The sequence below is a fragment of the Streptococcus sp. X13SY08 genome, from assembly GCF_001182825.2.
GTDB lineage: Bacteria > Bacillota > Bacilli > Lactobacillales > Streptococcaceae > Streptococcus.
In genome coordinates this window covers 230,887-246,310 of record NZ_LFYO02000003.1, presented here as the reverse complement: position 1 = coordinate 246,310, position 15,424 = coordinate 230,887, and the positions used below count along the sequence as shown (strand labels likewise).

Genomic DNA, 15,424 nt, shown 5'->3' with positions numbered 1-15,424 from the left:
TTGGCAGAATCATTTTCCAAGAAAATCACTCCACCAACCCACTCATTTTTTATTCTTATAATGTTGAACTTCCATGACAGTTCTTGAATTTTTTACCAGAACCACATGGGCATGGATCATTACGATCCACTCCCTCAAAAGATGGAGCTTCTGCCGCATGCGCTTGACCTGGAATAATATTCTTGACAGCTGTCGTATGTGCTTCTTGCGTTGCGCGTTCACGTTCGATCTTGTCGTGAATTTGTGCTTTCATCATGAGACGAGTAACATCAAATTCAATGGCACCAATCATATCATTAAACATGGTAAAGGCTTCTGATTGGTATTCCACAACTGGATTGTTTTGAGCATATCCACGAAGGCTCACTGCATTACGCAATTGATCCATAGCATCGATATGATCTGTCCATTTGCTGTCCACCACGCGTAAAATCAACACTTTTTGGAATTCGCGAATACGATCCTCATCACGTAATTTTTCAACTTGACGATCATAGATCGCTACTGCTCGTTGATACAAATCTTCTTTGATTTGTACGTCAGTTTTACCTTCCAAATCAACACGTGTGATAGAATCTTCATCCACCAAGTTCACTTGTGCAAATTTCAAGATTGCATCAATCGCTTCATCACGTTTGCTCACTTTATGACCATCAACTTGACGATCAATGGTGCGTTTAATCATACTCTTAATTTCAGGAGCAAGATCACGATCGGCTGTAATGATATCACGACGTTGGCTGTAAATGATTTCACGTTGTTCACGCATGACATCATCATATTGGAGAACTTGCTTACGAGAATCGTAGTTATTCCCTTCAACACGTTTTTGAGCGCCTTCTACTTGGCGCGTCAACATGCCTGATTTAATCACAGATTCTTCTTCTGACAAGTTCATGCGTTCCATGAAGGCTTTGATGCGTTCAGAACCAAAGCGTTTCATCAAATCGTCTTCCAAAGAAAGGTAGAATTGTGATTCACCTGAATCTCCTTGACGGCCAGAACGACCGCGGAGCTGATTATCAATACGACGGCTTTCATGACGCTCGGTACCGATGACACAAAGTCCACCAAGCTCACGAACACCAGGGCCCAACTTGATGTCGGTACCACGACCAGCCATGTTGGTAGCAATCGTAACAGCACCGCGTTGACCAGCATTCATAATGATTTGTGCTTCGCGGTAGTGATTTTTGGCATTCAAGACTTCATGAGGAACACCAGCCGCAACTAGACGTTTAGATAAGTAGTCAGATGTTTCAACGGCAACCGTCCCCACCAAGACAGGCTGGCCTTTTTCATAACGCGCTTTAACGTCGTTGACAACTGCGTTGAACTTGTATTCTAAATTTGGATATAAGAGGTCTTCGTTGTCAATACGAGCAATTGGACGATTGGTTGGGATTTCTATCACACGGATGTTGTAGATTTCGCGGAATTCTTCTTCCTCCGTCTTACCTGTACCCGTCATACCTGCCAATTTCTTGTACATACGGAAAAGGTTTTGGTAAGTGATAGAAGCACTTGTCTTCGATTCGTTTTGGATTGGTACACCTTCTTTAGCTTCAATAGCTTGGTGTAATCCATCAGAATAACGACGACCTTCCATGGTACGACCTGTAAACGGATCGATAATCATGACTTCTTGGTCTTCATTAACCAAATAATCAATATCGTAAATCATGATATAGTTGGCACGAAGGGCGTTGTCGATAAAATGTGTAAGAGCAACGTTTTCGATATCATAGAGATTTTCCAAACGGAAGAATTTCTCAGCCTTGTCAATCCCTGAATCAGATAAACCGATGGTTTTTGAAGACACATCAATAATGTAATCATCACTTTCCAAAGATTTAACCAATTTGTCTGCCATAAAGTAGAGTTGGTTAGTTTCTGAATTAGTCGCAGCAGATACAATCAAAGGTGTACGAGCTTCGTCAATCAGAACAGAGTCAACCTCATCAACCAAGGCATAGTTGAGGGGGCGTTGTACCATATCTTCTTGACGAACCACCATGTTATCACGAAGGTAGTCAAAACCAACTTCTGAGTTAGTGGAGTAGGTGATATCACAGTTATAAGCTTCGCGTTTTTCAAAAGATGATTTAGCAGCCAAGTTAATCCCAACTGACAAGCCAAGCCATGAATACAGCTCACCCATTTCAGTCGCATCACGAGTTGCCAAATATTCATTGACAGTAACAACGTGCACCCCTTCGCCAGCAAGGGCGTTGAGGTAAACAGGCATGGTCGCAGTCAAGGTCTTACCTTCACCTGTACGCATCTCAGGTACGTCACCATTGTGAAGAACTATACCACCCATAATCTGTACAGGATATGGATAGAGACCCAAAACACGCTTTGAAGCTTCGCGAAGAACCGCATAGGCTTCATATAAAAGATCGTCTAACGTTTCCCCTTGTTGATAACGTTTTTTGAATTCTGCCGTCTTGGCTTGCAAAGCCTCGTCTGACAGCGCAGCCATGTCATCTGCATAGGCGATAACCTTGTCTGCCATTTTTTCTAATTTTTTCAGTTCTCCTTTATCATTTTCAATAAGAAAACGAAGAATATTTCTTGCCATTTCATACTTCCTATTTCTATTTCAGTCAATGAATAATTGTACCATAATACTAGCGATTATTCAAGACTGCCCCCTGTTGGCAGGATAAAATGGTCTCCTTTTGTCAATGGATATACTTCTCCATCTACTTGAATATTTCCTTGACCAGCCAGTACACTAACCAAATAATAAGGAGCTGTTCGTGTCATGGTAGTTGCGCCAGCTATTTCCCATTTATAAACCGTGAAAAACTCATTGCTGACAAAAGTTGTCACAGTCACATCTCCTGTAACGACTGTATCAGGATGACTATTAGCCACAGGACCGATGGTCATAACATCAATAGACTGCTGAATATGGAGATTGCGGAGCTTCCCTGCATCATCTTTTCGGTCAAAATCATAAACGCGATAAGTAGTGTCACTAGATTGCTGGGTTTCCAAAATCATGATGCCTTTTCCAATAGCATGCATAGTTCCACTTGGCACATAGAAAAAATCCCCTGCTTTAACAGGAACGCGCTTAAGCAAGTGGTCCCAATCCTTGTCTTCAATCATCTGCGCTAATTCTTCTCGTGACTGAGCATGATGACCATAAACAATCTCTGCACCTGGCTCGGCTGAGATGATATACCAGCACTCTGTTTTACCCAGCTCCCCCTCGTGCTCCAGACCATAAGCATCATCAGGATGTACCTGAACACTGAGCCAATCTTCAGCATAGCTTACGCTCTTCGGCATACAAGCAATCCAAAGATTTACCTGCATGTTCCCCGTTTTTAATGACAGATACCCCATTTGGATGAGCAGAAATCGCCCAATATTCACCAACGGTCTCACTAGTTAATTCGTAACCAAACTCTGTTTTGAGGCGAGTTCCACCCCAAATTTTTTCTTGCAATACAGATTCTAAAACTAACGGTTGTCCCATTTTTCATCCTCTTTTCTCTTAAACATATGTTCTTGCGCCAGTACACCCCCACCAAAGACAATCACTTGTGGACGATACATGAGTGTCGCTTGTACCGCAGCTTGTGCAATATAGTATGCCTGCACATCCCAAACCTCTGAATGTCGATCAATCAATTCACCACGAATTCCAGTACGAGCTTTAAGGGACGAACCCGCAGCTAAGCCTTCTAAGCAACCACTATGAAATGGGTAAACACCCTTAAACTCATTGGCAATATCCTGCGGATGATTGGCTACGTAAACATGACCAGCCTCTGTATGACCTACACCACCGATAAATTCCCCATTTTGAATAGCACCTGCACCGATACCAGTTCCAACGGTATAATAGACCAAACTTTTAACGCCTTTACGCGCCAAGACTTCCCCGTAAGTTGATGAATTCACATCCGCAGTGAAATAAAAAGGAATATTGAACTCTTTAGCGATCAATCCTAGCAGATCGACATTGGCCCAGTTTGGTTTTGGTGTCGTAGTAATGTAACCATAAGTTGGGGAATTTTTGTCAATATCAATCGGCCCAAACGAACCAATGGCAATACCAGCCAAGCGATCTTCATAGCGTTTGAAAAACTCTACTGTACGCTCAATGGTTTCGTAAGGTGTCGTTGTTGGGAATTGTGTTTTTTCCACAACTTGAAACTCTTCATCACCAACTGCGCAGACGAACTTGGTTCCGCTCGATTCCAAGCTGCCGTATAATTTTGTCATGGTAACCCTCACATTATTTTCTCTCACTCTATTGTAGCATAGAAAAAAGAGCTATTCCCCCCTTTCTTTACTTTGTTTAAGTTTACCTTCAATTTGAAGAATAGAAACACCTTTGGCGTCTGGATTTGCATGCAAAATCAGACTTGTCCAGTCTACAACATGAACCGCAGCGACCCACAAAAATGATATAGAGCCTAGCATCCGCAGTGAAACATTAAACTGTCTCTTTCTTTGTAAAAACTATTCTTCTACCACGAAATGCGTCAAGACACCGTTAATAAACTTGACGGACGCTTCATCCGTGAAAGTTTTTGCCAATTCAATCGCTTCGTTCAATGCGACGCGAGCTGGCGTTTCCTCAAAATAGACCATTTCATAGAGTCCTAAACGAAGAATATTCTTATCAATAGAAGTCAAGCGGTCTAAGGTCCAACCAGCTTTCAAATACTGGCTAAATTTTTGATCCAATTCCTCACGATGTGAGTCCACACCTGTTACCAAGTTAAGAAGAAAGAGGGGGATTTCAACGCCTTGAGAACTTTCTTCTTGATCATAGAGATAAGAAAATTGAGCAGCCTGCAAGGGATCTTGTCCAAATTCCAGAGAAACGATAGCTTGCAAGGCACATTGGCGGAGATTTCGTCTCGAATCTTTATTCTTCATCGAGGAAATCCTCACCAAATAAATCTTCTAAGGTTGGTTTTGGTGTCTTATCAGGTACAATACCCACTGCGTGAATATTGACTACGTCTACTTCAACATCTGCATAGTTGAAAACTGCTGCTTTAACAGCGCGTTGAACATCCATAGAAACTGCAGGAACATTGACACCATACTCAAGATAAACATAAAGATCCGCTGTCACTTGTCCATCTTCAGTTGTCTGCAAATACACTCCACGATTGAGGGCTTTTTTAGACCAGTAATCACTTCCAAAACATGTGGCGCAATCACAATGTCGCCAAAATTTTCTTTTGTCATGGGAATTCCTCCTGGGAATAAGATGGGCTGACAGAAGATATCCCTCTGTCATAGGAAACTAGGCGCGTGATACGTAAGTACCTTCAGCTGTATTGATAACCAATTTTTGACCAGCTTCAATAAAATCTGGAACGTTGACCACAAGACCTGTTTCCATAGTTGCTGGTTTACCAGAACCTGTTACAGTTGCACCTTTGATAGATGGTTGTGTTTCAGCAACTGTCAATTCAACAGTTGTTGGTACAGTCACACCAATCACTTCTGTTCCGTAGAATTGGATCTTCACATCTGAATTTTCAAGGACGTAAAGCAACTCTTCTTCAACGTTTTCAACTGGAATTTCGTATTGATCATACGTTTCTGTATTCATGAAGTAAGCAGTGTCGTCCATTTTGTAAAGGTATTGTGCTGGCATTGTTTCGATGATCGCTTGTTCAAATTTTTCATCTGGACGGTAAGTTGTGTCAAATGTTGAACCGCTACGAACATCACGCAATTTCATACGCATAATGGTATTTCCTTTACCAGGTTTGTGATGGCTAGCTTCCAATACTTTAATCAATTTACCTTCAGATTCAAAGGTCATCCCTGCTTTAAGCTTACTTGCTTCAATCATTTTTATTTTTACCTCTTAAAAATTATTATTACGCTTTATTCTACCACAAAGACCTGTATTTCTCAAATCTTTTGTAAATGAAAAGGCAGCGCTGATGTGCCTGCCTCTCACTTGTTCGAAATCAGTTATTTCAACACGATCAATTCTTTTGGTGCATGTGTCAAGACTTCGCAGCCTGTTTCCGTGATGAGAAGATCATCTTCGATACGCACACAGTATTTGTCTGGTAAGTAAATTCCTGGCTCATCTGTCAAGACCATGCCAGCTTCTATCTGACCTGTTGCAGCCGCTCCAAAAAACGGGAATTCGTGAACATCCAAGCCCATGCCATGACCAATTCCATGCGTGAAATAGTCCCCGTAACCTGCTTCTTCAATCACACTACGAGGGATCCCATCAAATTCACTGCGCATCATTCCAGCCTTAGCTTCAGCAATTAAGGATTGATTGGCAGCCAAAACCGTCTCATAAAACTCCTGCTCTTGGTCGCTGATTGATCCGATATAGATGGTCCGTGTCATATCGCTGACATAATGATTGTAAAGACAACCAAAATCCAGTGTCAAGGCATCGCCCGATTGGATAACTTTTTCCGACGCACGTCCGTGCGGCATAGCAGAGCGGTAGCCAGATGCTGCGATGGTATCGCTGTTTTTCCTGGCTTCACAAACTCTAAAACATCCAAGAAAGCCTGGTCTGAAATCTGACAAGCCCGACGAATAATTTCAATCTCGCTTGCATCCTTCACCGTCCGCAAATCTTCGACAAAGTTCGTCTGTGGCACCATTTCAATCCCAGCAAAAATCTCTGTCAAACTTTGGTAAAATGAAAAACTCACTTCACGATCAAAACCAAGACGTCTGACTCCATCAGCTTGAATGAGCTTTGCAATTTCTTCCAGAGGCTGACGCGTTTCCACCATGTCAAAACCACTGACAACTTCACGCGCCATCTGTGTATAGCGAGCATCTGTCAAGAAAATCCGACGTTTAGCAGAAATATAAACAGTCCCCGCAGAACCCCAAAATCCAGTCAAATAATAAATATTTTTTGACCTGTTACCAAGATACCATCTAGATCTGTTTGAGCCATTTTTGCTTGAAATTTCGCCAAGCGCGCTTCTAAGTAATGTACCATCACATTCTCCTCTTCCACAAATTTCTTTTATTCTAGCAAAAAATAAGCAAAAAGACGAGAATTTCTCGTCTTCATCACTATAATTTTGTTTTCAGATATTTTCCTGTGAAACTAGCAGGATTTGCAGCAACCTCTTCAGGTGTGCCTGTCGCGACAATCATGCCACCTCCAACACCACCTTCAGGTCCTAAATCAATGATATGGTCCGCTGTTTTAATAACGTCTAGATTGTGTTCAATGACCAAAACAGTATTGCCATCATCCACAAAGCGCGTTAAGACTTTAATCAACTGGGCAATATCTTCTGTATGGAGACCTGTCGTTGGCTCATCCAAAATATAAAGACTCTTGCCTGTGGAGCGTTTATGAAGCTCAGATGCCAATTTCATCCGCTGGGCTTCCCCTCCAGAAAGTGTCGTTGCAGGCTGACCAAGGGTCACATATCCCAAGCCTACATCTTGAATCGTGCGCAATTTGCGCTCAATTTTCGGAATATGCTTGAAGAATTCGACCGCATCATTGACCGTCATATCCAAGATTTGCGCAATATTTTTTTCCTTGTAGTGCACCTCTAGAGTCTCACTATTGTAGCGTGTGCCGTGGCAGCCCTCACAAGGAACGTACACGTCTGGCAAGAAATGCATTTCAATCTTGATAATCCCATCACCACTACAAGCTTCACAACGTCCCCCTTTGACGTTAAAGGAGAACCGCCCTTTTTTATAGCCACGAATCTTGGCTTCATTGGTCTGTGCAAAAAGGTCACGAATATCATCAAAGACGCCTGTGTAAGTCGCTGGGTTAGAACGCGGAGTTCTTCCAATCGGACTCTGATCAATATCAATCAAGCGGTCCAAATGTGCAATACCACTGATAGACTTGAATTTACCTGGCTTGTCGGAATTACGATTTAGCTTTTGCGCAATGGCTTTCTTCAAAATGGAATTTACCAGAGTGGATTTCCCTGATCCAGACACGCCTGTTACTGCCACAAATTTTCCAAGCGGGAAACGCACCGTGATGTCCTGCAAATTATGTTCTGTTGCGCCTACCACTTCAATAAATCGTCCGTTACCAACACGACGTTCCAAAGGAACTGGAATCTCACGTTTCCCAGACAAATATTGACCTGTGATCGATTTCTTATTTTTTGCCACTTTAGCAGGAGTACCTGCCGCAACAACTTCTCCACCAAAGACGCCCGCACCAGGCCCCATGTCAATGAGGTAATCGGCTTCGCGCATGGTATCTTCATCGTGTTCCACGACAATCAAGGTATTGCCTAAATCACGCATTTTCTTGAGACTGTCAATCAAGCGATCGTTATCGCGTTGATGAAGACCAATGGACGGCTCATCCAAAATGTAAAGAACCCCCGACAAATTGGATCCAATCTGTGTCGCTAAGCGAATTCGTTGACTTTCTCCACCAGATAAAGTTCCCGCCGCGCGTGACAGTGTCAGGTAATTGAGACCAACATTATTAAGGAAAGTCAATCGATCCCGAATTTCTTTCAAAATAGGTGTCGCAATGACTTCTTCATTGGCAGAAAGCTCCAAGCTCCCTAAGTGCTTCAAATGATCCGCGATGGACAAATCAGAAATCTGTCCAATATGAAGACCTTTTTCGCCACCAACTTTAACCGCTAGCGCCTGATCATTGAGGCGATAACCATGACAAGTGTGGCAGGTCAACTCATTCATGTAACCACGCATGACATTGCGTGTGTAGTCGCTGTTGGTATCATGGAAACGACGGTTGATATTGGTTACGACACCTTCAAAAGGAACATCAATATCGCGGACGCCACCAAATTCATTTTCATAGTGGAAATGGAACTCTTTACCGCCAGATCCAAAGAGAACTAGGTTGCGTTCCTCCTCTGTCAATTGATCCCAAGGCGTATTCAGGTCCACACCAAACTGACTCATGGCTTGCTCTAACATTTGTGGATAATAGTTGGATGAAATAGGATTCCATGGAGCGATCGCTCCATCGCGCAGCGTTTTACTACCATCTGGAACTACCAAATCCAAGTCCACTTCCAACTTAATTCCTAGACCATCACAATCTGGACAGGAACCAAAGGGTGCATTGAAAGAAAAGAGGCGAGGCTCCAACTCGGGCACTGTAAAACCACAGACTGGGCAGGCATAGTGCTCTGAGTAAAGCAATTCTTTGTCATCCATGGTGTCAATCACCCCTTGAGTACAATCCGGTCAACGACCACCTCAATATTGTGCTGCTTGCTCTTGGATAATTCCGGCACCTCCGTTACATCAAATACTTCCCCATCCACGCGCACACGCACGTAGCCATCCTTTTGGATTTTCTCAAAAAGTGACTTGAATTGCCCCTTTTTCTTGCGAACAACTGGCGCCAGAATTTGCAGACGTTGCCGCTCCGGTAACTCCAAAATCTCATCTACAATTTGTTCCACAGATGAAGCTGAAATCGCTCCATGCCCATTGATGCAGTAGGGCGTTCCCACACGCGCATACAAAAGCCGCAGATAATCATTGATTTCTGTCGCCGTTCCCACGGTCGAACGAGGATTTTTAGAGGTCGTTTTTTGGTCAACGGAAATAGCAGGGCTGAGTCCCTCAATGGAATCTACATCAGGCTTGTCCATATTGCCCAAAAACTGCCGCGCATAGGCAGACAAAGACTCTACGTAACGTCGCTGACCTTCCGCGTAGAGCGTATCAAAAGCTAGCGAAGACTTCCCCGAACCAGACAAACCCGTCACCACTACTAACTTGTCTCGCGGAATCGTCACATCAATATTTTTCAAATTATGGGCCCGCGCCCCATGAATAATAATTTTATCTTGCAATTATAAGATACCTAGAACGATTAGAAAACGACTGAAACTTAGGAGTTTGCCTAAAATCCTGATTTCAGGAGCAAGCTATCTAATTTCCGAGTTTTCCGTCCGAATTCTATTCCTTTCTAATTTACTCCTTCAAAATAAGAGACATCCCATCCTTGTAACATGATCTATATGTCTCTATCCACCTTCTCTGTTCCGAGAGATTCTCGAAACGTTGCTACTGCTCCATGAAATTTCTTTCTCAATGTTACAAGTGTCAGACAATCCATTGATCCAAATTCCGACACGAAATAAACGAATCAATACTAGTAGATTCTATATTTTAAATTTATTTTTCCTACTATTTTATCCTTTTTCAAATATCCCTTATTATATCACAAATCTCCAAAAAACCTTTTCCTTTACTACCATTTATGATAGAATAAAGGGTAAGCCTTCTAGGCGAAATCTGACTCAAGGAGGGTTCTGTATGAAACAAATTTTTCTATCTAGTATCACAGACTTAGAAGAAATCCAAACATTTGAACCAGGTGCTTGGATTAACTTGGTTAACCCCTCCCAGAGCGAGTCGATGGAAGTTGCTGCAGCCTACAATATTGATATTACCGACCTTCGGGCGCCCCTTGACGCGGAAGAATCTTCTCGTATCGTGGTCGAAGATGACTATAAGCTAATCATTGTTGACGTCCCTATCTTAGAAGACCGTAACAACAAGACCTACTATGTCACTATCCCACTTGGTATTATCTTAACCGAAGACACCATTATCACAACTTGTTTGGAAAAATTGCCTCTCTTTGAGCAATTCATTCATAATCGGTTGCGAAATTTCTATACCTTTATGAAATCTCGCTTTGTCTTCCAAATTCTTTATCGCAACGCGCAGCTTTATCTTTCTGCCCTTCGAACCATTGACCGTAAAAGTGAAGAAATCGAAAGTCAACTCCACGAAGCAACACGAAATGAAGAGCTAATTGACCTCATGGAGCTGGAAAAGACCATCGTCTACTTTAAAGCCTCTCTCAAAATGAACGAACGAATCGTGAAAAAATTGGCCGGTTCATCGAGTCTCTTGCGCAAGTACGAAGAAGATGAAGATTTGCTGGAAGATACCATGGTCGAAACCCAGCAGGCGATTGAAATGGCAGATATCTATGGAAATATCTTGAATTCCATGACCCAAGCCTACGCTTCTATCATTTCCAATAACCAGAATACCATCATGAAAACTTTGGCCTTAGCAACCATCGTTTTGTCCATTCCAACCATGATTTTCTCGGCTTACGGTATGAACTTCAAAGGAAATGCTATCCCATTCAACGATGTTCCAAACGCCTTTATGTGGGTTATTCTCTTTGCCTTTGCGCTTAGTTTATCACTGACTTTCTATTTTATTCGCAAAAAATGGTTTTAATCGGTTATGCCTGATTACAGCTATTGTTACTCATTAGTCAATGTAGTTTTTATCTTGAAACTATCATTGCATCCCACTAGTTAATAATGCTATCGAAGAGCGAGCCAACTCACTTTTCAAAGATTTGAATTTTCCCATTCTGAATCACCACATTATCTTTCCAACTCCAGAAAGGAATCCCATGGATTTACAAAATCTGACTAAAAAAAATCAAGAATTTATTCATATCGCTACTAGCCAACTCATCAAAGATGGTAAGACCGATGCTGAGATCAAGGCTATCTTAGAAGAAGCTCTGCCATCTATCCTAGAAAATCAAAAGAAGGGTATCACTGCACGAGCTACCTACGGTGCACCCAGTGACTGGGCAAAATCATTTGCAACATCTACTGAAAAAGACCATCAGACTTCAGAAACAAATGACAACCCTTGGCTCATGTGGCTAGACTCCAGCTTGCTTATCTTAGCTGTCTTGGGGCTTATCAATGGAGTGATGAATCTCTTTAAGACAGGCACTTTATACGGAATCTTAACCTTCTTGGTGATCGGATTCGGTGTTGGAGCAGGGATCTACATGATGTACCACTTTATCTACCGTAATATGGGGAAAACTGGCGCAGATCGTCCAAAATTCTGGAAAGCTATTCTTTTCTTAATCTTGACAACTATTGCTTGGTCTGTTGTTTTCTTCTTGGCGGCCCTCATCCCAAGTACTGTCAATCCAACTCTTACCCCAATCACGACCATTCTTTTGGGAGCTGCAGCATTTGGTTTGCGTTATTATTTAAAGAAAAAATTCAACATCCGCAATGCTATGCAACCGGTTCAACCATCGTAATACAATTAAAAACAGACATTCATGTCTGTTTTTTTGTTATAATGAGAGTTGATAGATTGGAGGTTTTTATGAAAAAATCTTATACTTGGCAACTGCTCTGGATCATTTTCGCAGTATATCTTATCCTACTAGCTTTTATCCCTGAGCTCAATCTCATATTTGATTATTTTCGGTTCACATTGCTCATCGCACTTGGACTACTGTGGCTAGGCGCTGAAAACCGCAATGCTATTCTTTTCTTTTTAGGACTAGGCTTCTCTGCACTTTATATTCGCGAAATCACACCAGAATGGTATCTTCCATTTAATGGAGGTCCACTTTTCTTCGGACTCCTTGTACTGGGAATCGCTATCCACAGCCTAAATAAAAACAAGAAGCAGAACCACTTGATGCAATTTCAAACAGACGGCGCAAAACCAATGACTAATGATAGCTCTTATTTGACCGTTGTCAGTCACTTCAAAGAAAACTACGAATTTTCAAATACCAATGATTTGCAAGCGGTAACAATTAAATCCTTCTGTGGTAGTAGCAAAATCGACCTATCACAAGCCAAATTCACAAATAACGTAACCTATATTACAATCGAAAACACCTGCTCTTCTTGCCAAATTCGACTGCCAAAACACGTCGGTGTCCTCAATGCTCTTAAATCCAACTTGAGCGATGTTGCAATCCCTACACAAACCCAATCAACAAGTAAACAAGTCTATTTGACAGGTTCCAACCTTCTTTCTCAGCTCAGCATGATTTATGTTGACTAAAAAAGGCCATTCGGCCTTTTCTTTGTTATTCAGGAATTGATCCTTGATAGATGACTCTGCGTCATGGTTCTGAATTATATTCGTCATCATTCTAATATTACTTTCATACAAAGAAACCAAAAAGGTCCATAACGGACCTTTTTATTAATCTTCGTTTACAAATGGTAGCAAAGCCATTACGCGAGCACGTTTGATAGCTGTCGTTACTTTACGTTGGTTTTTAGCTGAAGTTCCAGTTACACGACGTGGAAGAATTTTTCCACGTTCTGAGATGAAACGGCTAAGAAGCTCAGTATCTTTGTAATCAACATATTCAATTTTGTTAGCTGCGATAAAGTCAACTTTTTTACGGCGTTTGAATCCGCCACGACGTTGTTGAGCCATGTGTGTTCTCCTTATATTATGATGTAAAGGGCTCTAAAAAACGACTGAAAAATAGGAAACTTGACGAAGTACATCAGGTACTAGGAGAGTTTATCTTTTTTCCGAATTTTTAGCCCGTACTCAAATCAAATTTGAGTTGTCCAGTCCATTCTTAGAATGGAAGATCGTCATCCGAAATATCCATTGGATTGGTTGCACCAAATGGACTTGATTCTTCACGAGCGAAGTTTGGTGTAGATTGCGCAGGCGCTTGATAAGATGAACTGTAGTCATTTCCACCGCCAAATGAATTACCAGTAGAATAACCGCCACCTTGACCTTCACGTGCAGTACGACTTTCCAACATTTGGAAAGAATCTGCAATAACTTCCGTTACGTAAACGCGTTGGCCCTGTTGATTTTCGTAGTTACGAGTCTGAATACGACCAGTAACACCAATCAAAGCACCTTTTTTAGCCCAATTTGCCAAATTTTCAGCTTGCTGACGCCAAATCACCACGTTGATAAAATCCGCTTCACGTTCACCATTTTGATTTTTAAACGTACGGTTAACTGCAAGTGTAAAAGTCGCAACAGCTTGGTTAGACGGTGTATAACGAAGTTCTGCATCTTTAGTCATACGACCAACAAGTACTACATTATTAATCATAAAGCACCTTCTTACGCGTCAGTTTTAACGATCATGTGACGAAGAATATCGCCGTTGATTTTTGACAAACGGTCAAACTCGTTAAGAGCTACATCGTCGTTTGCTTCAACGTTCACGATATGGTAAAGTCCTTCACGGAAATCTTTGATTTCGTATGCAAGACGACGTTTTTCCCAGTCTTTTGATTCAACGATTGTAGCACCGTTGTCTGTCAAGATAGAGTCAAAACGTTCTACCAAAGCAGTTTTTGCTTCTTCTTCAATGTTTGGACGAATAATATAAAGAATTTCGTATTTAGCCATTGATAGTTCCTCCTTTTGGTCTAATGACCCCAAGTCTTTGCAAGGGGTAAGTGAGGGTTGCTCACAAGATACTATTATACCATAAAGTTGTAGATTTGCAAGAGAAATAGTATGTGAAAGCAAGTTTCTAAACTAAGGAAGAAATGACATCCCATGAAGCTATTTTCTATTTTTTGTATTTAGTTGAAATATTTTTCTGAACCATATACAATATATATTGTAAACGTTTACTGAAAAAGGAGTCTATGAAACAACAAAAACAGCTCAGACCATTGATTGATGCATCGCTAGTTTCTATGACACACATCGAAAAAAGTATCGCTCATCAATTTCTAACTCATTACCCAACAAATTTTTCTGCAGAATACTTCACCAAAGAAATCCATGTTTCCCAAGCCAGCTTAAACCGTTTTGCTAAAATATGTTAAAGTTGAAAATTTTAATCGCACTATCATTCACAATTCATAAGGAGGTTCACTTTGGATAGACAAGATTTTATAGAGCAGGTAAAAAATGGTATTATTGTGTCTTGTCAGGCCTTACCCGGAGAGCCACTCTATACAGAAAAAGGGGGAATAATGCCACTGTTAGCCATTGCAGCACAAGAAGCTGGAGCTGTAGGTATCCGCGCTAATTCTGTTAGAGATATACAAGAGATTCAGGCTGTAATTGACTTACCTATTATCGGCATCATAAAAAAGGAATATCCTCCTCAGGAGGCTTTTATCACTGCAACTATGGCAGAAATTGATGAATTAGTGGCTCTAAATATAGAGGTAATAGCCTTAGATTGTACAAAAAGAGAACGTTTTGATGGCAAAAAGATCAATCAGTTCATCAAGGAAATAAAAGAAAAATATCCTCATCAACTGTTTATGGCAGACATTTCAACATTCGAGGAGGGAGTCAATGCCTACCAAGCAGAAATTGACTTTGTAGGCACAACTCTTTCTGGCTACACCTCATATAGTCACCAAACTGAAGGACCTGACATAGAGTTAATTGCTCAATTATGTCAAGCTGGAATTCCAGTGATTGCAGAAGGAAAAATACACACTCCCGAGCAAGCAAAGGAAATCCAACAATTAGGCGTTGTGAGCATCGTGGTCGGTGGAGCCATTACCCGTCCAAAAGAGATTGCTCAACGGTTTATCGAGGGTTTAAAATAAAAGGAGATACTAATGAAAATTCCTCTGCTAGGCTAAGCCTTCATGCTTCCTACTATCCCATTTCATAAAAAACTAGTCCTTTGATGGGACTA

13 protein-coding genes and 4 pseudogenes are annotated in these 15,424 nt (G+C 41.4%); 5 read left to right on the top strand and 12 right to left on the bottom strand.

The features are described from left to right. Nucleotides 1-55 precede the first annotated feature (55 nt). The 9 genes and pseudogenes from secA to uvrA form a co-directional block, all read right to left on the bottom strand. Nucleotides 56-2,584, bottom strand: a complete 2,529-nt coding sequence (gene secA, locus AEX56_RS06895) for a preprotein translocase subunit SecA (RefSeq protein ID WP_049618469.1) — start codon at nt 2,582-2,584, stop codon at nt 56-58. Nucleotides 2,585-2,640: 56 nt separating this feature from the next. Continuing rightward, nucleotides 2,641-3,493: pseudogene (gene manA / locus AEX56_RS06890) on the bottom strand (mannose-6-phosphate isomerase, class I). A 2-nt stretch (nt 3,494-3,495) separates the two neighbouring features. Then, nucleotides 3,496-4,245, bottom strand: a pseudogene (gene scrK / locus AEX56_RS06885) (fructokinase ScrK); the annotation flags it as partial. 240 nt (nt 4,246-4,485) lie between these two features. After that, on the bottom strand, nt 4,486-4,908 hold the full coding sequence (gene nusB / locus AEX56_RS06880; protein WP_049618468.1) for a transcription antitermination factor NusB: 423 nt from the start codon (nt 4,906-4,908) through the stop codon (nt 4,486-4,488). After that, a pseudogene (locus AEX56_RS06875) lies at nt 4,898-5,226 on the bottom strand (Asp23/Gls24 family envelope stress response protein). Before AEX56_RS06875 ends, nusB begins: the two are co-directional and overlap by 11 nt. 58 nt (nt 5,227-5,284) lie before the next feature. After that, nucleotides 5,285-5,842, bottom strand: a complete 558-nt coding sequence (gene efp, locus AEX56_RS06870; RefSeq protein ID WP_049618467.1) for an elongation factor P — start codon at nt 5,840-5,842, stop codon at nt 5,285-5,287. A 125-nt stretch (nt 5,843-5,967) separates the two neighbouring features. Next, nucleotides 5,968-6,456, bottom strand: coding sequence for a M24 family metallopeptidase (locus AEX56_RS09550; RefSeq protein WP_443031019.1), 489 nt, complete (start codon nt 6,454-6,456; stop codon nt 5,968-5,970). Continuing rightward, the gene (locus AEX56_RS09545) at nt 6,405-6,947 is read right to left on the bottom strand and encodes an aminopeptidase P family protein (RefSeq protein WP_443031022.1); all 543 of its coding nucleotides are present in this window, start codon (nt 6,945-6,947) and stop codon (nt 6,405-6,407) included. The genes AEX56_RS09550 and AEX56_RS09545 overlap by 52 nt, the downstream gene beginning before the upstream one ends. Before the next feature lie 109 nt (nt 6,948-7,056). Further along, nucleotides 7,057-9,815: pseudogene (gene uvrA, locus AEX56_RS06860) on the bottom strand (excinuclease ABC subunit UvrA). Between the two features lie 466 nt (nt 9,816-10,281). Here uvrA and AEX56_RS06855 point away from each other — a divergent pair. From AEX56_RS06855 to AEX56_RS06845, 3 genes are all read left to right on the top strand, one after another. Then, on the top strand, nt 10,282-11,226 hold the full coding sequence (locus AEX56_RS06855) for a magnesium transporter CorA family protein (protein ID WP_049618466.1): 945 nt from the start codon (nt 10,282-10,284) through the stop codon (nt 11,224-11,226). Nucleotides 11,227-11,407: 181 nt separating this feature from the next. Then, entirely contained in the window at nt 11,408-12,064 is a 657-nt protein-coding gene (locus AEX56_RS06850; protein ID WP_049618465.1) for a DUF1129 domain-containing protein, read from the top strand. A gap of 68 nt (nt 12,065-12,132) precedes the next feature. Beyond that, on the top strand, nt 12,133-12,828 hold the full coding sequence (locus AEX56_RS06845) for a LiaF domain-containing protein (RefSeq protein ID WP_049618464.1): 696 nt from the start codon (nt 12,133-12,135) through the stop codon (nt 12,826-12,828). A 144-nt stretch (nt 12,829-12,972) separates the two neighbouring features. Here AEX56_RS06845 and rpsR read toward each other — a convergent pair whose 3' ends face one another. The 3 genes from rpsR to rpsF form a co-directional block, all read right to left on the bottom strand. After that, nucleotides 12,973-13,212, bottom strand: coding sequence for a 30S ribosomal protein S18 (rpsR, locus tag AEX56_RS06840; protein WP_049618463.1), 240 nt, complete (start codon nt 13,210-13,212; stop codon nt 12,973-12,975). A gap of 151 nt (nt 13,213-13,363) precedes the next feature. Beyond that, the gene (locus AEX56_RS06835; protein WP_049618462.1) at nt 13,364-13,861 is read right to left on the bottom strand and encodes a single-stranded DNA-binding protein; all 498 of its coding nucleotides are present in this window, start codon (nt 13,859-13,861) and stop codon (nt 13,364-13,366) included. Between the two features lie 11 nt (nt 13,862-13,872). Next, nucleotides 13,873-14,163: a 30S ribosomal protein S6 gene (gene rpsF / locus AEX56_RS06830; protein ID WP_049618461.1), complete on the bottom strand. Its 291-nt coding sequence runs from the start codon at nt 14,161-14,163 to the stop codon at nt 13,873-13,875. A 245-nt stretch (nt 14,164-14,408) separates the two neighbouring features. Here rpsF and AEX56_RS06825 point away from each other — a divergent pair, with 245 nt between their 5' ends. Together AEX56_RS06825 and AEX56_RS06820 are read left to right on the top strand one after the other, a co-directional pair. Next, nucleotides 14,409-14,591, top strand: coding sequence for a hypothetical protein (locus AEX56_RS06825; protein ID WP_049618460.1), 183 nt, complete (start codon nt 14,409-14,411; stop codon nt 14,589-14,591). A gap of 51 nt (nt 14,592-14,642) precedes the next feature. After that, nucleotides 14,643-15,332 (top strand): N-acetylmannosamine-6-phosphate 2-epimerase, encoded by a 690-nt coding sequence (locus tag AEX56_RS06820; protein WP_049618459.1) that lies wholly within the window; start codon nt 14,643-14,645, stop codon nt 15,330-15,332. Nucleotides 15,333-15,424 lie beyond the last annotated feature (92 nt).

Excerpts from the sequence above, each read along its gene's own strand:
- secA (WP_049618469.1), bottom strand. The coding sequence starts at position 2,584 with ATGGCAAGAAATATTCTTCGTTTTCTTATTGAAAATGATAAAGGAGAA.
- AEX56_RS06855 (WP_049618466.1), top strand. The coding sequence starts at position 10,282 with ATGAAACAAATTTTTCTATCTAGTATCACAGACTTAGAAGAAATCCAA.
- nusB (WP_049618468.1), bottom strand. The coding sequence starts at position 4,908 with ATGAAGAATAAAGATTCGAGACGAAATCTCCGCCAATGTGCCTTGCAA.
- rpsF (WP_049618461.1), bottom strand. The coding sequence starts at position 14,163 with ATGGCTAAATACGAAATTCTTTATATTATTCGTCCAAACATTGAAGAA.
- AEX56_RS06825 (WP_049618460.1), top strand. The coding sequence starts at position 14,409 with ATGAAACAACAAAAACAGCTCAGACCATTGATTGATGCATCGCTAGTT.
- AEX56_RS06850 (WP_049618465.1), top strand. The coding sequence starts at position 11,408 with ATGGATTTACAAAATCTGACTAAAAAAAATCAAGAATTTATTCATATC.
- AEX56_RS09550 (WP_443031019.1), bottom strand. The coding sequence starts at position 6,456 with ATGCCGCACGGACGTGCGTCGGAAAAAGTTATCCAATCGGGCGATGCC.
- efp (WP_049618467.1), bottom strand. The coding sequence starts at position 5,842 with ATGATTGAAGCAAGTAAGCTTAAAGCAGGGATGACCTTTGAATCTGAA.
- AEX56_RS06845 (WP_049618464.1), top strand. The coding sequence starts at position 12,133 with ATGAAAAAATCTTATACTTGGCAACTGCTCTGGATCATTTTCGCAGTA.
- AEX56_RS06835 (WP_049618462.1), bottom strand. The coding sequence starts at position 13,861 with ATGATTAATAATGTAGTACTTGTTGGTCGTATGACTAAAGATGCAGAA.
- rpsR (WP_049618463.1), bottom strand. The coding sequence starts at position 13,212 with ATGGCTCAACAACGTCGTGGCGGATTCAAACGCCGTAAAAAAGTTGAC.